Origin of the sequence: Streptomyces ruber, assembly GCF_014648075.1 — a bacterium.
Lineage (GTDB): Bacteria > Actinomycetota > Actinomycetes > Streptomycetales > Streptomycetaceae > Streptomyces > Streptomyces ruber.
Genome location: NZ_BMQK01000016.1, coordinates 53,908 through 73,640, shown reverse-complemented (window position 1 = coordinate 73,640; position 19,733 = coordinate 53,908). Strand labels below are relative to the sequence as shown.

The 19,733-nt window shown below is 72.9% G+C and carries 23 protein-coding genes; 5 read left to right on the top strand and 18 right to left on the bottom strand.

The window, feature by feature from the left end; translation table 11 throughout:
* Window positions 1-3: 3 nt before the first annotated feature.
* Window positions 4-447: a hypothetical protein gene (locus tag IEZ04_RS27230; RefSeq protein WP_189219617.1), complete on the top strand. Its 444-nt coding sequence runs from the start codon at window positions 4-6 to the stop codon at window positions 445-447.
* A gap of 13 nt (window positions 448-460) precedes the next feature.
* On the opposite strand, the gene mug is transcribed toward IEZ04_RS27230, so the two are convergent.
* From mug to bioB, 12 genes are all read right to left on the bottom strand, one after another.
* Entirely contained in the window at window positions 461-973 is a 513-nt protein-coding gene (mug, locus tag IEZ04_RS27225) for a G/U mismatch-specific DNA glycosylase (protein ID WP_189219616.1), read from the bottom strand.
* A gap of 62 nt (window positions 974-1,035) precedes the next feature.
* Complete coding sequence (gene purB / locus IEZ04_RS27220) at window positions 1,036-2,478, bottom strand: adenylosuccinate lyase (RefSeq protein WP_189219615.1); 1,443 nt, start codon at window positions 2,476-2,478, stop codon at window positions 1,036-1,038.
* A gap of 388 nt (window positions 2,479-2,866) precedes the next feature.
* Window positions 2,867-3,784 carry an AraC family transcriptional regulator gene (locus IEZ04_RS27215; RefSeq protein ID WP_189219614.1) on the bottom strand — a complete coding sequence of 306 codons (918 nt, stop codon included), beginning with the start codon at window positions 3,782-3,784 and terminating at the stop codon, window positions 2,867-2,869.
* A 71-nt stretch (window positions 3,785-3,855) separates the two neighbouring features.
* Window positions 3,856-4,764 (bottom strand): zinc-binding dehydrogenase, encoded by a 909-nt coding sequence (locus IEZ04_RS27210; protein WP_189219613.1) that lies wholly within the window; start codon window positions 4,762-4,764, stop codon window positions 3,856-3,858.
* A 320-nt stretch (window positions 4,765-5,084) separates the two neighbouring features.
* Entirely contained in the window at window positions 5,085-5,924 is an 840-nt protein-coding gene (locus IEZ04_RS27205; protein ID WP_189219612.1) for an SGNH/GDSL hydrolase family protein, read from the bottom strand.
* A 78-nt stretch (window positions 5,925-6,002) separates the two neighbouring features.
* Complete coding sequence (locus IEZ04_RS27200) at window positions 6,003-7,025, bottom strand: hemolysin family protein (protein ID WP_189219611.1); 1,023 nt, start codon at window positions 7,023-7,025, stop codon at window positions 6,003-6,005.
* The gene (locus IEZ04_RS27195; protein ID WP_189219610.1) at window positions 7,022-8,395 is read right to left on the bottom strand and encodes a hemolysin family protein; all 1,374 of its coding nucleotides are present in this window, start codon (window positions 8,393-8,395) and stop codon (window positions 7,022-7,024) included. Before IEZ04_RS27195 ends, IEZ04_RS27200 begins: the two co-directional genes overlap by 4 nt.
* A 76-nt stretch (window positions 8,396-8,471) precedes the next feature.
* Window positions 8,472-8,897, bottom strand: coding sequence for a GNAT family N-acetyltransferase (locus tag IEZ04_RS27190; protein WP_189219609.1), 426 nt, complete (start codon window positions 8,895-8,897; stop codon window positions 8,472-8,474).
* 57 nt (window positions 8,898-8,954) lie between these two features.
* Entirely contained in the window at window positions 8,955-9,842 is an 888-nt protein-coding gene (locus tag IEZ04_RS27185; RefSeq protein ID WP_189219608.1) for an LLM class F420-dependent oxidoreductase, read from the bottom strand.
* Window positions 9,843-9,974: 132 nt separating this feature from the next.
* A complete protein-coding gene (bioD, locus tag IEZ04_RS27180) occupies window positions 9,975-10,691 on the bottom strand; it encodes a dethiobiotin synthase (RefSeq protein ID WP_189219607.1) in 717 nt (238 codons plus the stop codon).
* Entirely contained in the window at window positions 10,691-11,971 is a 1,281-nt protein-coding gene (locus IEZ04_RS27175; protein ID WP_189219606.1) for an adenosylmethionine--8-amino-7-oxononanoate transaminase, read from the bottom strand. The genes bioD and IEZ04_RS27175 overlap by 1 nt, the downstream gene beginning before the upstream one ends.
* A complete protein-coding gene (gene bioB / locus IEZ04_RS27170) occupies window positions 11,964-13,025 on the bottom strand; it encodes a biotin synthase BioB (RefSeq protein WP_189219605.1) in 1,062 nt (353 codons plus the stop codon). The genes IEZ04_RS27175 and bioB overlap by 8 nt, the downstream gene beginning before the upstream one ends.
* A 196-nt stretch (window positions 13,026-13,221) precedes the next feature.
* Between bioB and IEZ04_RS27165 the strand changes: the two genes are divergently transcribed.
* Window positions 13,222-14,349, top strand: coding sequence for an 8-amino-7-oxononanoate synthase (locus IEZ04_RS27165; RefSeq protein WP_189219604.1), 1,128 nt, complete (start codon window positions 13,222-13,224; stop codon window positions 14,347-14,349).
* A gap of 68 nt (window positions 14,350-14,417) precedes the next feature.
* Here the strand turns inward: IEZ04_RS27165 and IEZ04_RS27160 are convergent, their stop codons facing one another.
* On the bottom strand, window positions 14,418-14,642 hold the full coding sequence (locus tag IEZ04_RS27160; RefSeq protein WP_189219603.1) for a DUF397 domain-containing protein: 225 nt from the start codon (window positions 14,640-14,642) through the stop codon (window positions 14,418-14,420).
* 9 nt (window positions 14,643-14,651) lie between these two features.
* On the bottom strand, window positions 14,652-15,512 hold the full coding sequence (locus IEZ04_RS27155) for a helix-turn-helix domain-containing protein (protein ID WP_189219602.1): 861 nt from the start codon (window positions 15,510-15,512) through the stop codon (window positions 14,652-14,654).
* Window positions 15,513-15,761: 249 nt separating this feature from the next.
* On the opposite strand from IEZ04_RS27155, the gene IEZ04_RS27150 reads away from it, so the two are divergent.
* A complete protein-coding gene (locus tag IEZ04_RS27150; protein ID WP_189219601.1) occupies window positions 15,762-16,223 on the top strand; it encodes an ATP-binding protein in 462 nt (153 codons plus the stop codon).
* A 38-nt stretch (window positions 16,224-16,261) separates the two neighbouring features.
* Here IEZ04_RS27150 and IEZ04_RS27145 read toward each other — a convergent pair whose 3' ends face one another.
* The 4 genes from IEZ04_RS27145 to IEZ04_RS27130 all read right to left on the bottom strand — a co-directional run bounded on the left by IEZ04_RS27145 (window position 16,262) and on the right by IEZ04_RS27130 (window position 18,918).
* Window positions 16,262-16,822 (bottom strand): DUF6328 family protein, encoded by a 561-nt coding sequence (locus IEZ04_RS27145; protein ID WP_189219600.1) that lies wholly within the window; start codon window positions 16,820-16,822, stop codon window positions 16,262-16,264.
* A 126-nt stretch (window positions 16,823-16,948) separates the two neighbouring features.
* Window positions 16,949-17,422: a C40 family peptidase gene (locus IEZ04_RS27140; protein ID WP_189219599.1), complete on the bottom strand. Its 474-nt coding sequence runs from the start codon at window positions 17,420-17,422 to the stop codon at window positions 16,949-16,951.
* Window positions 17,423-17,960: 538 nt separating this feature from the next.
* Window positions 17,961-18,269, bottom strand: a complete 309-nt coding sequence (locus IEZ04_RS27135) for a hypothetical protein (RefSeq protein ID WP_189219598.1) — start codon at window positions 18,267-18,269, stop codon at window positions 17,961-17,963.
* Window positions 18,270-18,276: 7 nt separating this feature from the next.
* Entirely contained in the window at window positions 18,277-18,918 is a 642-nt protein-coding gene (locus tag IEZ04_RS27130; RefSeq protein ID WP_189219597.1) for an ATP-dependent Clp protease proteolytic subunit, read from the bottom strand.
* A 93-nt stretch (window positions 18,919-19,011) separates the two neighbouring features.
* On the opposite strand from IEZ04_RS27130, the gene IEZ04_RS27125 reads away from it, so the two are divergent.
* Both IEZ04_RS27125 and IEZ04_RS27120 read left to right on the top strand, forming a co-directional pair.
* Window positions 19,012-19,287 carry a type II toxin-antitoxin system Phd/YefM family antitoxin gene (locus tag IEZ04_RS27125; protein WP_189219596.1) on the top strand — a complete coding sequence of 92 codons (276 nt, stop codon included), beginning with the start codon at window positions 19,012-19,014 and terminating at the stop codon, window positions 19,285-19,287.
* A gap of 134 nt (window positions 19,288-19,421) precedes the next feature.
* The gene (locus IEZ04_RS27120) at window positions 19,422-19,724 is read left to right on the top strand and encodes an urease subunit gamma (protein WP_189219595.1); all 303 of its coding nucleotides are present in this window, start codon (window positions 19,422-19,424) and stop codon (window positions 19,722-19,724) included.
* Window positions 19,725-19,733 lie beyond the last annotated feature (9 nt).

Below are 19,733 nucleotides of genomic sequence, written 5' to 3'. Positions count from 1 at the left end.
CACATGGACATCGCACAGCACCTCGCCACCATCGACCGGCTGTGCTCCGCCGCGTTCCCCGCGGAGCACGGCCGGTCGGACACCGGCAGCGCGGGTCCCGGGTACCACATCGCCGAGTTACGGACGAGCGCCGGCTTCTGGGAGGACGACGGTACGGAGCGGGCGGAGACCGAGGCCCAGTACGAGGCGGAGCGCGACGCCCTTTCCGAGCGGCTGGCCGGGCGCTGGGGCGCGCCGCACGTGTTCAGCCTGTGGAGCGTCCTCGCGCGGTCCATGGAGGGCGAGGAGATATCCGAGCCGTGGGCAGTGCTCGCGTCGCACGTACCGGACGTGCACGCGTGGCGGGAGGGCGGTCGCGGGCGCTGGGTCGCCCTGGGCGTCTCCCAGTGGGACAAGGAACTGCCCTTCCAGCTCCTCGCGGTGATAACGGAGACGGATCCGCCGTGACCGGCGACAGGTCCTAGGCCCCGGCGGCGTCGGCCTCCGCCGCCACCCGCAGCCGGGCGTACTCCTCCGCCATCGTCCGCGCCGTCCAGTGCGCGTTCAGCCCGCTGGGGTTGGGCAGCACCCACACGCGCGTGTCCCCGATCGTCCGCTCCTGCGGGCCGACGGCGGCCTTCCTGTCGGCGAAGGCCGCCCGGTACGCGGTCACGCCGACCACCGCGAGCCACCGCGGCCGCAGCCGCTTCACCTTGGCGGTGAGCAGGCGCCCGCCCTCGGCGTACTCCTCGGCGGTCAGCTCGTCGGCCCGGGCGGTGGCCCGCGCCACCACGTTGGTGATGCCCAGCCCGTACGACAGCAGCTCCTCCTGCTCCCACGGCCTCAGCAGCCGGGGCGTGAAGCCGGACAGGTGCAGCACCGGCCAGAAGCGGTTGCCGGGACGGGCGAAGTGGTGGCCGGTCGCGGCCGTCATCAGACCGGGGTTTATGCCGCAGAACAGGACGTGGAGACCGTCCGCGACGACGTCCGGCACGAGACGGTCGCGGGCGGCCTCCAGTTCCGCGGGCGTGGGACGCCCGGGACGCGCGGGCGGTGTCAGAGGATCGCCCCCGGCGTGTAGCCCGCGGCCTCCGGACGCTGCTTGACGATCTCCTCGATCCGGCCCACGACGGTGGCGACCTGGTCGGCGGCGGCGCCCGTGAACGACAGCTTGTCGGCCATCAGCGCGTCGAGCTGGGCGCGGTCCAGCGGAATGCGCTCGTCCGCCGCCAGCTTGTCGAGCAGCTCGTTGCGCTCGGCGCCCTGCTCGCGCATGGCGAGGGCGGAGGCGACGGCGTGCTCCTTGATGGCCTCGTGCGCGACCTCGCGCCCGACGCCCGCGCGCACCGCACCCATCAGGACCTTGGTGGTGGCGAGGAACGGCAGGTAGCGGTCCAGCTCGCGGGCGACGACCGCCGGGAAGGCGCCGAACTCGTCGAGCACCGTCAGGAACGTCTCCAGCAGGCCGTCCAGCGCGAAGAACGCGTCCGGCAGCGCGACCCGGCGCACCACCGAGCAGGACACGTCGCCCTCGTTCCACTGGTCGCCCGCCAGCTCGCCGGTCATCGAGGCGTACCCGCGCAGGACGACCATCAGGCCGTTGACGCGCTCGCAGGAGCGGGTGTTCATCTTGTGCGGCATCGCGGAGGAGCCGACCTGGCCGGGCTTGAAGCCCTCGGTCACCAGCTCGTGCCCGGCCATCAGCCGGATCGTCTTCGCCAGCGAGGAGGGCGCCGCCGCGAGCTGCACCAGCGCGGTGACGACCTCGTAGTCCAGCGAGCGCGGGTAGACCTGGCCGACCGAGGTGAACGCCTGCCCGAAGCCGAGGTGCCCGGCGATACGGTTCTCCAGCTCGGCGAGCTTGGCGGCGTCCCCGCCGAGCAGGTCCAGCATGTCCTGCGCGGTGCCGACCGGGCCCTTGATGCCGCGCAGCGGGTAGCGGCCCAGCAGCTCCTCGACCCGGCCGTACGCCACGAGCAGCTCGTCGGCGGCGGTCGCGAAGCGCTTGCCGAGGGTGGTGGCCTGCGCGGCCACGTTGTGCGAGCGGCCCGCCATGACCAGCTCGCCGTACTCGCCCGCGAGCTTGCCGAGGCGCGCCAGCACGGCCACCGTACGGTCGCGCACCAGCTCCAGCGAGAGCCGGATCTGCAGCTGCTCCACGTTCTCGGTGAGGTCGCGGGAGGTCATGCCCTTGTGCACGTGCTCGTGCCCGGCGAGGTCGTTGAACTCCTCGATCCGCGCCTTCACGTCGTGCCGGGTGACCTTCTCGCGTTCGGCGATCGAGGCCAGGTCGACCTGGTCCAGCACCCGCTCGTAGTCGGCGAGCGCCGCGTCCGGCACCTCGATGCCCAGGTCCTTCTGGGCCCGCAGCACGGCCAGCCAGAGCTGCCGCTCCAGCCGCACCTTGTGCTCGGGGGACCAGAGCGTGGCGAGCTCGGCGGAGGCGTACCGTCCGGCGAGGACGTTCGGAATGCGGGGCTTGGCAGGCGCAGAAGTCACGAGCAGGGAGTTTACCCGCGGACCTGATGCCTCCGGCCGGGGGCGTCGCGGCTCGTCAGCCCGTCAGCCCGTCGGCCCGTCGGCCCCGGCCCGCCCAGCGGGCCGGCCCCGCCCGCCGGTCCCTCGTACGGCAGCAGGTCCGGTCGTTTCGCCGGGCGGCCGTCCCCGGTCACACGCCCGACGATGAGCAGTGCCAGGCCGCGTGTGAGAACCTGCTGGGCCAATGGTTCGGGAAGCGGCCGGCTCGGAGCTTGCCTGGCTACCCCGCGGACCGCGGTCAGCCGCCATGGACGCAGCCCGGAGACGTTGCACACAGGCTCCGTCGCCCTTACCCGCCCGCCAGGACCGCACCCGTGCTCACGTGTTGCCGGTGATCGTCTGCCCGCGATCACTTGCGAAGTCGAGCACGGTACTCGCCCGGGGGCATGCCTCGGGCACGTCGGAAGGCACGGTTGAAAGCGTGCGGAGAGGCGTAGCCGACCGCGTACGAGATCGACTCGACCGGCTCATCGGTGTCGCGGAGCCGGACCGATGCCAGGGCGATGCGCCACTGCGTCACGTACGCGCCCGGCGTCTGTCCGAGGGCGGACCGGAAATGCCTGGACAGCGTCGCCCGGGAGACGCTCGTCGCGGCGGCCAGGGTCTCCGTGGTCCAGGGGTGTTCCGGTCGGGCGTGGACACGTGCCAGGGCGTCACGAACGACCGGATCACGCATGGCACCCAGCCATGAGCCGGACTGCTCCTCCGGGTGGCGGGCCAGCCAGGCGCGTACGAACTGGACGAGCAGGAGGTCGACGATGCTGTTGATGGCGGCGGTGGTGCCGATCTGGGGCTGTGCGAGTTCCGCCGTGAGGAGTTCGACGGTCCTTCCGAACTGCGCGTTCTGGCGGGCTGTGACGTGCATCGGCCGGGCGAGGGAGGCAAGCACCGGTGTGCTCACCTCCGGGTCCTGCTCATAGTGCAGAACGATCACTTCTGTCTGCACCGGTGCCGAGCCCAGACGCAGGGCTCGGCCATCGCCGAAAGCCCGGGCCGCCGCCTCACGGTCGCAGGAACCCATGGTCACGCCGGCCCTGCCGGCTATCCCGTGTGCGGTGCCCGGCGGCACCAGGACGGCGTCTCCGGCCTGCACCTGACGAGGTTTCTCTCCTGTGACGTGGAGCCACATCGTGCCGTGGGACACCACATGCAGTGCCGCTCCTGGAAAGGTGTCCAGCCACAGGCCCCAGGTTCCTCCGGCCTTCAGCGTGACTCCGAGCGCCCCACGCGCACCTGAGACACGCAAAACCTCCGCCAGCACATCCATGGGCCCATTCTCGTCCACCGCCGCGAACCGCCCACCGGCGGGCGGCGGCGTGTGTCCCCTCCTCAAGAGCTTCAGGTCACGTCGAGAACGATCTTCCCGTGCACCTTCCGCGCGAACAGTGCCTGGACGGCGTCGTCCACGTCCCGCCAGTCGCCTCGCAGTCCGACCGGTGCCGAGAGCCTCCCGGCGGCCATGAGGCCCAGCAGGTCCGTCAGGTCCCCGCCGGTCGGCGTCATGTCGCCATAGGTGGCGATGCTGCGGGGTTCGCCGAAGCCGAACAAGGCCTCTGCCGGGAACGTGGTTCCCTGCCCCGAGGAATAACCGACCAGGTGGATGGTGCCGCCCTCGGCGAGGGCACTCCACGCCTGGGCCACCAGCGGCCCGCCGACCGTGTCCAGGACGAGGTCGAACCGGTGCTCGGTCTCGGCCAGGTCGGTCAGGACCTCGTCGGCGCCGAGTTCGCGGAGTCCGGCGGCCCGGTCCGGCGAACCGACGAGTGCCGTCACCCGGGCGCCCGCCAGCGCCGCCAACTGGACGGCGAAGTGTCCCACGCCCCCGCTTGCGCCGGTGACCAGGACGTTGCGCGCCAGCAGGGAACGCTTGCGCAGCACCCGGAGTGCGGTGACTCCGGCGATCCCCAGCGCGGCTGCGTCGGCCAGGTCCACGCCCTCGGGGACGGTGGCGAGCGAGGCGGGGCCGACGGCCACTCGCTCCGCCCACGCGTGGGGAGCCATCCCCACCGCGACGCGTGTGCCTTCGGACGGCCCCGAGCCGTCGGATGCGGCGCGCACCACGACACCGGCCGCGTCGTGACCGTGCACAGCGCCGGCCGGCCACTGGTCCACGTAGTTGAGCTCACCGAAGTTGAGACCGATGTGCCGTATCTCCACCAACGCCTCACCGGTGGACGGCACGGGTTCATCGACATCGGCGAACCGGATGGGTCCGGCCTCGCCGTGAGCGACCACAAGGGCGCGCATAGGGTGTGCTTCCTTCTCTCGCAGAAGCGCCGGAACACTCGGCGCGGCAGCAGATCGAGTGTGCGAATGCCGCACTGCCGCCTTGTTGAAACCCTACGCAGGACCAGGACAGCGACCAGTCCCCTGAGAATCAATCAGTTGACGTTCTGTGTCAGTGCGACTCACGGCGCGTCGAGCCCCGCAACCATCCGGCGGATGACGCTGTGACGGGCGAGGACATGCCCGGCAGTCGAATGATCCTGAGGAGTCAGCCCTTCGGTTCGGCGCGAGCCCGCCCAAGACTTACCGCATCGGCACGGGGCAGTCGGGCGGGCTCCGGGTTACGGCTCCGCCCGTCGCCAGTCCGTCACAGGCCCGGGGTTCATGTGGTCCGCAGGGGTGACCCAGAAGGCTGCGCCCAGCTCAGCGCTGAACTGGGCGCCTGTCCGGCCGTCCCCCGAGGAGCGGCCGGTCAGGCGGCGGCCTATCCACGGCAGCAGGTGCTGCCGGGTGAAGCGGACGTCGGCGATCCGCCGCGCGAACCACGCGGGCGGCGGAGTCAGCGCCAGGGGCGTGCGCCACCCGGTGTCCTCCGCCTCGTACCCGAGCCCCTGCCAGACCGCCTCCGCGACCCGGCGGTGCCCCTCGGCCGTCAGATGCAGCCGGTCCACGTCCCACATGCGCGGGTCCGCGAGCGAGGGCGCCCCGTACAGGTCCACCACGAGCGCCCCGTGCCGCGCGGCGAGGGCGTCGATGTGCGCGAACAGCTCCTCCATGCGGGGCCGGAACCGCTCCAGCACCGGACCCCGCCGGCCCGGGCTGCGCATCAGCACGAGCTGCTTGCAGGCCGGTGCGAGCCGTTCCACGGCCTCCTCCAGGAGGCCGCGCACCCGTGCCATGTCGCACTTGGGCCGCAGGGTGTCGTTCAGGCCGCCCACGAGGGTGATCACGTCCGCGCCCATCGCGGCCGCGAGGTCCACCTGCTCGTCGACGATCTGTCCGATGAGCTTGCCGCGCACCGCGAGGTTGGCGTACCGGAAGCCGGGGGTCCGCGCTGCCATCCGGGCCGCGAGGAGATCCGCCCAGCCACGGTAGGAACCGTCGGGCAGCAGGTCCGACATGCCCTCGGTGAAGGAGTCGCCGACCGCGACGAGGCTGGTGTAGGTGGGGTTCGTCTGCATGGCGTCGACGATGCTAACGCGGAGCCGTACCCAGCGGTCGGTCGGCCCCGGCGGTAGGGGCGGCATGCGCGCGGGCCCTCACACCTGCCGGCCGAACAGCTCCCGCAGCACGTCCTCCATGGTCACCAGACCCGCCAGCCGGCCGTCCGCGCCCAGGACCGCCGCCAGGTGCGTCCGGCTGCGCCGCATCGCCGTCAGCACGTCGTCGAGAGGCGTGGTCTCCCGCACCCGGGCGATCGGCCGCATGTCCCGCACCGGGAACGGCAGGTCGCGGGGCATGGCGTCCAGCGCGTCCTTCACATGCAGGTAGCCCACGATCCGGCGGCCGGAGTCCGCCACGGGGAACCGGGAGAAACCGGACTCGGCCGTGAGCCGTTCCAGCCCGTCCGGGGTGACCCCCACGCGTGCGTACACGACGCGCTCCAGCGGCAGCACCACGTCCCGCACGGGCCGCCGGCCCAGCTCCAGCGCGTCGTGCAGCCGTTCCCGCGCGCGGTCGTCGAGCAGCCCGGCCTCGCCGGAGTCCTGCACGATCCGGGCCAGCTCGGCGTCCGAGAAGGTGGCGGCGACCTCGTCCCTCGTCTCGATCCGCAGCAGTTTCAGCAGCCCGTTCGCGAAGGCGTTGACGGCGAAGATCACCGGACGCAGCGCCCTGGACAGCGCCACCAGCGGCGGGCCCAGCAGCAGCGCGGTGCGCACCGGCTCCGCGAGGGCGACGTTCTTCGGGACCATCTCGCCGAGCAGCATGTGCAGGTACGTGGCGGCGATCAGCGCGATCACGAACGACACCGCGTGCCCGGCGCCCTCCGGCACGCCCACCGCGGGGAACACCGGCTCCAGCAGGTGCGCGATCGCGGGCTCGGCCACCACACCGAGGACCAGCGTGCACAGGGTGATGCCGAGCTGGGCCGCCGCCATCAGCGCGGACACGTGCTCCAGCCCCCACAGCACGCGCTCCGCCCGCCGGTCGCCCCGTTCACCCTCCTCGACGTACCGCTCGATCTGGCTGCGGCGCACGGAGATCAGCGCGAACTCGGCGCCCACGAAGAAGGCGTTCAGGACCAGTGTCGCCAGGCCGATCAGCAGCTGGACGGCGGTCATCGCCTCCCGCCTCCCTTTCCGTCGGCCGCGTCGTCCGCGGCGCCCCCGCCCTCTGCCGCGTCCTCGGCGAGCGGCGCGTGCAGCAGGACCCGTGCGGCCCGGTGGCCCGCGGCGTCCACCACCTCGAGCCGCCAGCCGGCCACCTCGACGGCGTCACCGGCCTCCGGGATACGGCCCAGCTCGGTCGCCACCAGGCCCGCGAGCGTCTCGTACGGCCCGTCCGGCGCCCGCAGTCCCACGCGCGCGAGCCGGTCGGTGCGGGCCGAGCCGTCGGCCGAGTACAGCGCCCGGCCCTCGTCGTCCGCGCCCGCCGGGGCGAGCTCCGGCGTCTCGTGCGGGTCGTGCTCGTCGCGGACCTCGCCGACGACCTCCTCGACGATGTCCTCCAGCGTCGCGACGCCCGCCGTGCCGCCGTACTCGTCGATGACCACCGCCATCGTGCGCTTGCCGGACAGCCGGTCCAGGAGGCGGTCCACGGTGAGCGACCCCGGGACGAACAGCGGCTCGCGCGCCAGCTCCGCCACGGGCACGAGGGCACGCCGCTCGGCGGGCACCGCCAGCACGTCCTTGACGTGGATGGTGCCGATCACCGAGTCGAGGCCGTCGCGGTACACCGGGAAGCGGGACAGGCCGGTCGCCCGGGTCGCGTTCGCCACGTCCGCGCAGGTGGCCTGCGCGTCCAGCGCGATGACCTGGACCCGCGGGGTCATCACGTTCTCCGCGGTCAGGTCGGCGAGGTTCAGCGTGCGCACGAACAGCTCCGCGGTGTCCGGCTCCAGGGCGCCCTCCCGGGCGGAGTGCCGGGCGAGCGCGGCCAGCTCCTGGCGGCCGCGCGCGGAGGCCAGCTCCTCGGCGGGCTCGACGCCGAGGAGGCGGACGACACGGTTGGCCGTGTCGTTCAGCTGCCGGATGAACGGGCGGAACACGGTGCTGAACCAGCGCATCGGGGTCGCCACCGTACGGGCGACGCCGACCGGCGAGGCGATCGCCCAGTTCTTCGGCACCAGCTCGCCGACCACCATCAGGAACACCGTCGACAGGGCCGTGCCCACGACCAGCGCGATCGAGCCGGACACGGAGGGCGACACCCCCGCGGACTCCAGCGGCCCGGAGATCAGCGCGGCGACGGACGGCTCGGCGAGCATGCCGACCACCAGGTTCGTCACGGTGATGCCGAGCTGCGCCCCGGAGAGCTGGAACGTCAGGTTCCGTACGGCCGCGAGGGCGCCCGCCGCGCCCCGTTCGCCCCGCTCGACGGCCCGCTCGAGCTCGCTCCGCTCGACCGTGGTCAGGGAGAACTCCGCCGCCACGAAGGCACCGCAGGCCAGCGAGAGCAGCACCGCCACCAGCAGGAGGAGCACTTCGGTCATCTGGTCACCTCCGTCCCATGATCCGGCAGGGGCGGACGGCGCGCGCGGCGGGCGGGCCGCCCGGCCCGCCCCGCCGTCAGTCGTCCAGCGGCTTCACCCACCGCCGCCACTGCTCCTCCGGCGCGTACCCCGCGGCGCGCCAGGCATGATGCGCCGCCTCGTTCCGCTGGAGGACCATCGCGTCCCCGCGCCGCCCGCCGAGCGCCGTGAACCGCTGCTCCGCGGCAGTCAGCAGTGCCGAGCCGATCCCCTGCCGGCGCCGCTGAGGGTGCACCGCGAGGCGGTACAGGTGGCAGCGCCAGCCGTCGAAGCCCGCGATCACCGTGCCGGCGAGCTCCCCGTCCAGCTCGGCGAGGAGCAGCGCCCCGGGGTCACGGGCGACCAGCCGCTCCACGCCCTCCCGGTCGTCGCTGATGCTCGTGCCCTCCGCGGCCGTCTTCCAGAAGGCCAGCACGGTGTCCAGGTCCTCGGGCCCGGCGGCCCGGATACGAAGGTCGGTCATGCGGGTGATCACAGCACGCGGCCGGTGGCCGGACGCACAATTCCACGATCCGGACGGTCACTCGTCCCGCAGCGCCGCGACGACCGGCGCGAAGACCTCCATGCTGGGCTCCAGGACCGTCAGGTAGGTGATCCCGTAGCGCTCCCGCAGGGCCCGCACCCGGCCGACGATCTCCTCCAGGGGCCCCACCAGCACTGTCGGCAGACCGAGGACCTCCTCCTCGGTCAGCTGCGGGACGTACGGCAGCCACTCCCGCACGGCCGCGCCCGGGTCGTCCGTGACGGCCACAAGCTGGACGAGCAGGTTCCGCTCGGCCGGTTCACCGCGTCCGGCGGCGAACTCCGCGTACCGCGCGACGCGCTCGTCGAACTCCTCGGCCGTCACCGGTACCAGGGTGCCGTCGGGCAGGCTGCGGGCCCCGGTGAACGCCGCGATGTCCGCGTGCCCGGCGGCGAGCCGCAGCATCCGGTCGCCGCCCCCGCCGATCAGCAGCGGTACCCGGGGCCGCTGCACGGGACTCGGCACGTGCGGCTGCCCGGCGGAGCCGAGCAGGCGCTCCAGCTCCTCGACGGTGTGCCGCAGGTGGTCCACGCGCTCGCGCGGCGACCCCCACGGCAGCCCCGCGCTCTCGTGCTCCGCCCGGACGTAGCCGGTGCCGAGCCCGAGCTCCAGGCGCCCGCCCGTCAGCGCGTCCGTGGTGGCCACCTCGCGGGCCAGCAGCGCCGGGTTCCAGAAGCCCGCGTTGAGCACGAACGTGCCCACCCGTGGCCTGCTGGTCGCCGCGGCCGCCGCGACCAGGGCGGGGAAGGGGGCCGGCATCCCGAGGTGGTCGGGGACCAGGAGCACGTCGTACCCGAGCTCCTCCGCTCTGCGGCACTTCGCGCGCCACTCGTCGGCGGGAGCGGGATCGATCAGGTTGACGCCGAAGCGGAAGGGACGTGACATGAACTCTCCTCACCGGTACGGGACGTACGGGGCGCGAGCGGTCGGAGGTGAGTACATCACCCGTGCGCGTGCGTCACCAGCACGGGGTGCGCCTGTGCGCCGTCCCTCCCCTCACGCCCCTCCACGTCTCCCTCACGCCGGATGCGCCGCGGCGAACACCCCCGCGTCCCACACCCCCGCCAGCTCCGGCGCCAGCCAGCCTCCCGCCCGCGCGCGGAAGACGGCCGGGTCCAGCGCACCGGCGCCCGCGGGCACCGCGCCGAGCAGCGGCGCACCGGCCGCCACCGGCAGATCGGCCAGGTTGCAGCGGCACGCGAGGTCCGGCGCACCGGGCCAGCTCCCGATCACCACACCGGCCGGCACCAGCCCGCGCCCCCGCAGCTCCCGTGCGGTGAGCGCGGTCGTGTTGAGCGTGCCCAGGCCCGCCGCGGCGACGACCAGCACGGGCGCGTCCAGCAGGCGGGCCGCGTCCGCCAGTGTGCCGCCCGCCTCGTCGAACCGTACGAGCAGGCCGCCCGCGCCCTCCACCAGCACGAGGTCGTGCCCGGCGGCCAGTCCGGCGGCGGCCTTGGCGACGTCCCGCGGGCGCACCGGCGCCGCCCCGGCCCGCCGCGCGGCCGTCGCCGGGGCCAGCGGATCCGGGTAACGGGCCAGCTCGGCCGTCGTCACGGCACCCGCCAGCCGCGCCACCTCGTCGGCGTCCCCGCGCTCGTCCGGCCGCACACCCGTCTGCGCGGCCTTCAGCACGGCCACCGACCGGCCGGCGGTGAGCGCGGCGGCGGCGAGCGCGGCGGTCGTGACGGTCTTCCCGACCTCGGTCCCGGTCCCCGTGACCACCAGTACCGGCATCAGCCCTCCCGCGCCGCCGCGCACACCGCGCGCGCGATCCGTGCCACGTCCTCGTCGTCCGTGACGTACGGCGGCATCGTGTAGACCAGGTCGCGGAACGGCCTGAGCCACACGCCCTCGCGCACGGCCGCGTCCGTGGCCGCACCGATGTCGACGGCACGGTCGAGCTGCACGACCCCGACGGCGCCGAGGACCCGGACGTCCCGCACACCGGGAAGCTGCAGGGCCGGCTCCAGCCCCGCCCGCAGCCCCGCCTCGATCCGCGTCACCTCCGCCCGCCAGTCCTGGCCGAGCAGCAGCTCCACCGAGGCGCGGGCGACGGCCGCGGCCAGCGGGTTGCCCATGAAGGTCGGGCCGTGGGCGAGCACCGGGACCTCGCCCCGCGAGATCCCCCCGGCCACCCGTCCGGTGCACAGCGTCGCCGCCATGCTCAGATAGCCGCCGGTGAGCGCCTTGCCCACGCACATCACGTCCGGCGCCACCCCCGCGTGCTCCGCCGCGAACAGCGCCCCGGTGCGCCCGAACCCGGTCGCGATCTCGTCGAACACGAGCAGCACGCCGTGCGTGTCGCACGCCTCGCGCAGGTCGCGCAGGTACGCGGGGGAGTGGAACCGCATCCCGCCCGCGCCCTGCACCACCGGCTCGACGACCACCGCGGCCAGCTCGTCCGCGTGCCGCTCGACCGCCTCGCGCAGCTCCCGCGCGTACGACTCCTCGTACCCGGCCGGCGGCGGACCCACGAACACCTGGCGCGGCAGCAGCCCGGCCCACAGCCCGTGCATCCCGCCCTCGGGGTCGCACACCGACATCGGCTGCCAGGTGTCGCCGTGGTAGCCGCCGCGCCAGGTCATGAGGCGCCGCTTGGCCGGGCGGCCGAGGGAACGCCAGTACTGCAGGCACATCTTGACCGCCACCTCGACCGACACCGAGCCGGAGTCGGCGAGGAAGACGTGCTCCAGCCCCTCGGGCGTGATGTCGACGAGGAGCTTCGCGAGGCGCACGGCGGGCTCGTGCGTGAGCCCGCCGAACATCACGTGGCTCATCCGCTCCAGCTGGCCGCGCGCCGCCGCGTCGAGCACCGGATGGTTGTAGCCGTGGATCGCGGACCACCAGGACGACATCCCGTCGACCAGCTCGCCGGAGCCGTCCGCGAGCCTGAGCCGTACCCCGCTCGCCGAGCCGACGACGAGCGGTTCCGCACGTCCCGGCATCGGCGCGTACGGATGCCACACGTGCCGGCCGTCCAGCTCCAGCAGCTCCGCCACGGACAGGTCAGGCATTGGGCGCGAGATCCGTTCCGGCCCCCCGGCGGCGCACGGCGACCAGGTCCGTACGGTGCTCCGGCAGCGTCACCCGGTCCGTGCCCTCCACCTCGAACCCGGCGTCGGCGATCATCTCCAGGTCCGCCCGGCCCGCCCCGCCCTCGCTGGTGAGGTAGTCGCCGAGGAAGATCGAGTTCGCGAGGTGCAGGGCGAGGGGCTGCAGCGTACGGAGGTGCACCTCGCGGCCGCCCGCGATGCGGACCTCGGCGTCCGGGCACACGAACCGCACCATCGCCAGGATGCGCAGGCACCGCTGCGGGGTGAGGTTCCACTCCTCGGCGAGCGGCGTGCCCTCGAACGGGATGAGGAAGTTGACGGGCACCGAGTCCGGGTCCAGCTCCCGCAGCGCGAACACCACGTCGACCAGGTCCTCGTCCGTCTCGCCCAGCCCCGCGATCAGCCCCGAGCAGGCGGACAGCCCGGCCGCGTGCGCCTTGCGCACCGTGTCGACGCGGTCGGCGTAGGTGTGCGTGGTGGTGATGTCGCCGTACGCCGCCTCGGAGGTGTTGAGGTTGTGGTTGTAGGCGTCGGCGCCCGCCGCGCGCAGCCGTTCGGCCTGGCCGTCGGAGAGCAGGCCGAGGCACGCGCACACCTCGACGTCCCCGTTCCGCTCCTTGATCGTCCGGACCGTCTCGGCGACCCGGTCCACGTCCCGGTCCGTCGGGCCGCGGCCGCTGGCCACCAGACAGACCCGCTTGGCGCCGCCCGCGAGCCCCGCGGCCGCGGCCTCCGCGGCCTCCTCCGGTTTCAGCCAGGAGTACTTGAGGATGCCGGCCTTCGAGCCGAGACGCTGGGAGCAGTAGGAGCAGTCCTCGGGGCACAGTCCCGACTTGAGACTGACGAGGTAGTTGAGCTTCACCCGGCGGCCGAACCAGTGCCGGCGCACCCGGCCGGCCGCGGCCACCACATCCAGCAGGTCGTCGTCGGGGCCGGCCAGCACGGCCAGCGCCTCCTCACGGGTCGGCGGCACGCGCCGAAGTCCCTTGTCCACCAGCGTGCTCAGCAGGTCCATGGGAGCCGATCCTGGCGTACCGGAGCGTCCCGGGCCAAGGAGGGATCGCACAACAGAAACGGTGCGATATGTGCGTGTCACCCCATGATGAGCCAGGTCACCGGGCCGCTAGTGTCTGTGCACTGTCCACAAACAACGAGGTCGGCACCTCGGTCACCGGCGTGTCGCCCGTCCCACCGGACCGAAAAGGACCTCCATGGCGTTCGGCTGGATCGACGAGCAGGCGCGCGAGCGCCACCGCGCCGGACTGGTGCGGACCCTTCGGCCGCGCTCCGCCGGCTCACCGCTCCTGGACCTCGCGAGCAACGACTACCTGGGCCTCGCCCGGCACCCGGAGGTCGTCGAGGGCGCCGCCGCCGCGGCCCGCCGGTGGGGCGCCGGGGCCACCGGCTCCCGGCTGGTCACCGGCACGACCGAACTGCACGGCGAGCTGGAGCGCGAGCTGGCCGGCTTCTGCGGTGCCGAGGCGGCCCTCGTGCTGTCCTCCGGGTACGCGGCCAACCTCGCCGCGGTGACCGCGCTGGCACCGCACGGTTCGCTGCTCGTCTCGGACGCGGGCAACCACGCCTCGCTGATCGACGGTTGCCGGCTGGCCCGGGGCACGACCCAGGTCGTCCCGCACGCCGATCCGGAGGCCGTCCGCAAGGCACTCGGCGCACACCCGGGTCCGGCCGTGGCCGTGTCCGACTCGGTCTTCTCGGTGGACGGGGACGCGGCCCCCCTCGCCGAACTGGCCGCGGCCTGCCGGGAGTCCGGCGCCGGACTGATCGCCGACGACGCGCACGGGCTGGGCGTCCTGGGCGCCGGCGGACGGGGCGCCCCGCACGCGGCCGGACTCGCGGGCGCGCCGGACGTCGTCGTGACCCTCACCCTGTCCAAGTCGCTCGGCAGCCAGGGCGGTGCCGTGCTCGGCCCGGCCCGGGTGATCGACCACCTGGTCAACACGGCCCGGACGTTCATCTTCGACACGGGTCTGGCCCCGGCTGCGGCGGGCGCGGCCCTCGCGGCGCTGCGGCGCCTGCGCCGGGAGCCGGAGCGTGCGGCACGGGTGCGCGAGGTGGCGGCGGAGCTGTACACACGGCTGACGGCGTCGGGCCTGGATGCGGTGCGGCCCGACGCCGCCGTGGTGTCCGTGCGCGTTCCCTCGCCCGAGCGGGCCGTGCGGTGGGCGGCGGACTGCCGGGCGGCGGGTCTCGCCGTCGGCTGTTTCCGCCCGCCGTCCGTGCCCGACGGGGTGTCACGGCTGCGGCTGACCGCCCGGGCGGACCTCACCGACGGGCAGCTGGACCGGGCCGTGGACGTGATCCGCGAGACGCGACCGTGAGTCGGCGGGACACGGCCGTGCGCCGGGATCGACGGAGAGTGACCACCAGGAGGTGATCACCGGCGTGGTCACCGGAGTGCGGTGACGAATTGCTCCCAGCTTTCCTGCGTGAACAGCAGTGCGGGGCCCGGCGTGTTCTTCGAGTCGCGGACGGCCACCTGTCCGGCCCAGGGGCCGGTGTGCGGACGCGCCGTCTCGACGCAGTTGTTCATTCCGGTACTGCGGCTGCTGCGCGTCCACCGGACAGGACGCAGCATGGTGCTCGAAGTGACATGACGAGGCAGGGACGACATGGTGCCTCCTTATGCGCCGGCGGCTATCCCGGCGATGTAATGCAACGATTCCCCGGGTGAAAGCGCGTGGATCCGGAGGGCGTTGAATGCTTCCACATAGGCCTGTAGGTCTTCTTTCCGTTCGAGGTAGAGGCTACTCGTCAAGTGGTCGAGCACGACAACGTCCAGATCGGCCGTGTTCGGAAAGGAGAAGATGACGAAAGGACCGGTGAGGCCGATGTGTTCGCCCGCGGTGAACGGCAGCACCTGGAGCCGCACCTGGGGCAGGGCGGCCGCGTCGCTCAGCCGCGCCAGCTGCCGTGCCATGACCTCGGGTCCGCCGACGCGCCGGCGCAGCACGGCCTCGTCCAGGATCGCGTGCAACCGCAACGGCGGGTCCGCGCGCAGCACGTCCTGCCGTGCGATGCGCACCTCGACCAGCGCGTCCAGCTTGTCGTCCGCCACTCCCTCCAGCGCGGCCCGGGTCACCGCGCGGGCGTACTCGGGCGTCTGCAGCAGGCCCGGCACCACCGAGGTCTCCAGCGTGCACATCCCGCCGGCCTGTGACTCCAGGCTGATGAAGTCGCGGTACGTGGGCGGCAGCACGCCGCGGTAGGCGTGCCACCAGTTCTGACGCCCGCCGCCGTCCTCGCCGCCCGCCAACGCGAGGAGCAGCTCGCGCAGTTCGGCGTCCCGCACCTCGTACGCGTCGAGCAGCCGCTGCACGTCGGCCGGTTTCACCCCGCTGGATCCCGTCTCGATCCGGCTCACCTTCGACTGGTGCCAGCCGACGCGCCGGGCGGCCTCGATGCTGGTGAGGCCGACCCGGGAGCGCAGCAGGCGCAGTTCGGTACCGAGTTTGCGACGGCGCACCGCAGGACCGTATTGCATGGCTTCTCTCCTTCCGCCCGGCCGCGGTGTGGGGTGACGGTAGAGGATGGACCAGCCGGCCCGTCCAAATACGGTCGGTCGTCGGAGAGTTCACCGCTTCGAGCGACAGATATATGCATATCTTGGTGGATCGGCACCGCGGGTGCCCTCGGTAATGGCAGTCTGGCGCGCAGCACCGGTCCGGGACCGTACTCGAATCCAATCGTCCGTGTCGGACGGGCGGTCCCGTGGGAAAGGGACGACGTGGCCATGGCAGACCACCAGGAAGCATCCGTCACTCTGCCGAGCGACCCGGCCTCGGTCTCCGCGGCCCGCACATACGTCGCCGGCGTCCTGTCCGAATGGGGCCTGCCGAACGACACCGAGATCGGTGACACCGTACGGCTCATCGTCTCCGAACTCGCCACCAACGCCGTGCAGCACACCTTCGGGCAGTCGCCCACGTTCACCGTGGACCTCGCCCTCGACCGCGACGAGCACCTGCACATCGGCGTCACCGACAGTCACCCGCGCTTCCCGAAGCGGCTGCCCGCGGCCGTGCAGCAGGACAACGGCCGCGGCATGGTCATCATCCGCTGGCTGACCGCGGAGTGCGGGGGCAAGCTGAGTGTGAGACCCACCCGGGAGGGCGGCAAGACGGTGGCCATCCGACTGCCCTGGGCGGCTCCGGTGCACCCGTTCACCGCGGCCGGAGGGCAACAGGACTCCTGAGCGGACCATCGGCCGGAGGGCCGTCGCGGCGGGTCAGGTCACCGCAGCGGTGCCCGCGCATCCCGGGACGGCGCCGTCTCCCGGGTCCCGGTGGCCGCGGTCCCGGTGTCGCCGCGGCCTCCCGACCGGTACACCAGGCGGGGCAGCACACCCCACAGGCCCAGGCAGGCGACGAGGGTGCCCGACCCGGCGGCGATACCGGCGCTGCGGTTCAGCGCCACGTCCACGACAAGCAGCACGGAGCCGGTGAACGCCAGCATCAGCACCACCAGGCCGACACTGGCCAGCCGGTCGGAGACCCGGACGATCAGGGGCTTGGCGTTCTGCTGGAACAGGGAGCGGTGCAGAGCGGCCGGCGCGACGAAGATGATGGCCGAGAGCAGGGCCAGCAGCAGTGTGGTCACGTAGGTGGCGCGCTGGAACGTGTCGAGCGACTCGAAGCGCTCGGTGAACGCCATCGACAGCAGGAAGGCGAACAGGACCTGGACCCCGGTCTGGGTGACCCGCAGTTCCTGCAGCAGCTCGATGAAGTTCCGGTCGGCTCTCTCGAGCGGTGTCTCGTTGCGCCCCGGGGGCGCACTTCGATGCTGTTCGGCCATGGGGGAACGTGTAACCCGTCCGGGCTCCGTCACGCCCCGCGGAGGCCGCCCACCAGGCATGTCGCGGGACGCGCCGGGGCGGGCCCGGAGGGGCGACGGCGTCCGTGGCCGTCGCCCCCGCGCGGATCACGCCACCCGGCCGTACCAGACGCTCTTCGTCCAGATCTTCGACTTCCGTACGACGTCCCCGCTCTTCGGGGAGTGCCAGAGCTTTCCGCCGCCGGCGTATATGCCGACGTGGTACACGTTCCGCCCCGAGTGGAAGAAGACGAGGTCCCCGGGCTTGCGCTTCGAGGCGGAGACGTGCTTCGTCCTGTTGTACTGCTGAGCGGCGGTACGGGGCAGCTTCTTGCCCGCCTTCTTGTACGCGTACAGCGTCAGCCCGGAGCAGTCGAACCTGTTCGGGCCGGTGGCGCCCCACGCGTACGGGGCGCCCTGCTTCGACGCCGCGACCTTCAGCGCCTTCGAGGCCGGTGACGCGGCCTCGGCCTGGGTGGCCACACCCGGGACCACGAGGCCGGCGCCCACCGCGGCGAGGGTGAGGGCCGATGCGGTGCCGGCCCGGCCGATCAGCGACGGGACACGATTGAGCGCAGTCATGCGCAACCCTTCGTCAGCCGCCTGTGAAGGATGACCTGTCGGATTCGGGCTGGCGAAGTTGCCCGGCCGCGCGATGCGGCTTCACCCCAAGGACCGCTCGGGACGCAGCGTCCCGGCGGCCCGTCGTGCTCGGGTCCTCCACTCCTGCCGATCCACTTCTGTCGACCCGTCATCCGGGCGGTGGCAGGACTCGGCGTCCACCCGGACCGCCCCGCCGCTGTGGCGGGGGCTTGTCGTCGGAAGGGATCTTGACGCACGTGTGTCGCGATCGCCGAGCGGAATCGGAGTTTTGTGGGGTTACTCACCACTCACCCGTTCGAGTGGACAGCCCTTCGGGTCGGCGCAGGGCGCCGTGGCCGGGGCCTTCGCACCAGGGACGGGACGATGCGTCCCGCCCCCTGGTGCAGACGCGTGCGCAACTTCTGCGGACCCTTGGGCATGACGGGACCCTAGGCCGTTCGTGGGTACGCAGTCCGGTCCGCTCGCGTTCCGGGCCGATTGCGCCGTCGGCGCGGCGTGCGCCCCGTGCCGTCCCGGGTCAACTGCCGGACTGCGGTGGCAGGGTGACGCGGGCCGTACGCCGTTCGCCGTCCAGTACCCGCAGGGCGCGGGCGAGGGTCGGGGCGTGCACCTCGCTCTCGCCCCGCTTGTGCATCAGTTCGAGCGCCGCGCGCAGGGCGACCGCCTTTCCCGCCAGGGCCTGCGCGGCGCGCAGGGCGCCGTACGTGTCGCCCGGGCGGGCGGGGTTGATCCGTCCCAGCAGGTCGACCACGTCGAGGTAACGGTCGATCAGCTCCGCCTCGGCCCGGGTCAGCGCGGGCAGCGGCGGCAGTTCGGGTGGCAGCATCGGCGGTTCACCCGGCGCCGGGCAGGGTGCGCGAGGCCTTGCGGCCCTGGACGATCCGGTCCGCCAGGCCGTACGCCACGGCCTCCGCGGCGTCCATGATCTTGTCTCGCTCGATGTCGGCCCGCACCCGCTCCGGGTCCTGGCCGGTGTGCCGGACGAGCATCTCCTCCAGCGTCCTGCGGTTGCGCAGCAACTCGTCGGCCTGGATCGCCAGGTCGCTCGCCTGCCCCTCCACCGGTCCGGCCAGTGACGGCTGGTGCACGACCACGCGGGCGCCGGGCAGGACGGACCGCTTGCCCGGGGTCCCGCCGGCCAGCAGCACCGCGGCGGCGGAGGCGGCCTGGCCGAGGCAGACGGTCTCCACGTCGCAGGAGACGTACTGGAGCGTGTCGTACACGGCCGTCATCGCGCTGAACGAGCCGCCGGGCGAGTTGATGTAGAGCGCGATGTCCCGCTCCGGTGCCGCGTGTTCGAGGTGCATGAACTGCACGATCACGTCGTTCGCCGACCGGTCGTCGATCACCGTGCCGAGGAACACGATCCGTTCCTCCAGCAGCTTCGCGTACGGATCCAGCGTCCGCAGTCCCGCGCTCGTGCGTTCGGTGAACTCGGGCAGGACATAACGGGCGAGTGGTCGGCCAAGGTCCATGGGTCACGCTCCTCATCGGTGCCGCCGTCTGTAAAGAATGTACAGAGCGTACGTCGGGTTCGGGTAGGGGTGCCCCGGACTAAGCTGGACGGCATGGCCTACGAGATTCCGGTGACGCAAGCCAGGGCCGAGCTGGCCGACCTGATCAACCGCGTGGTGTACGGCGGCGAGCACGTCGTCGTGACGCGGCACGGGAAGCCGCTCGTCGCCCTGGTCTCCGCCGCGGATCTGGAGCGGCTGGAGGAGGCGGCAGCGGCCCAGGAGCCGACGATCAGCTCGGTGTCCCACCTCCACGACCCCGTGTCGGCGCCCCGCGAGCACCAGCGCTTCGGGATCGCCGCCGAGCACCGGCGGCCGGGCGCCCCCTGACGAGGACGGCCCACGGTTAACGTCGCCGAAACGCCGCACAACTAGCCTGCGCCCAGGCCGCCCGGGACGTTGCCCGGTGGACGTGGCGACCGGACCCCGCACGGTCCGGAGCGAGGACTGTGAGGTGGGACGCCGTGCATCTGACCCCGCACGAGCAGGAGAGACTGCTGATCCACGTCGCAGCCGACGTGGCCGGGAAGCGCCGGGCCCGCGGGCTCAGGCTCAACCACCCCGAAGCGGTCGCGCTGATCACGTCCCACATCCTCGAGGGCGCCCGCGACGGCCGCACCGTGGCCGAACTCATGGCCTCCGGACGGAAACTGCTCACCCGCGACGACGTCATGGAGGGCATCCCGGAGATGATCCACGACGTCCAGGTCGAGGCGACCTTCCCGGACGGCACCAAGCTCGTCACCGTCCACGACCCGATCGTCTGACGGGGAGGG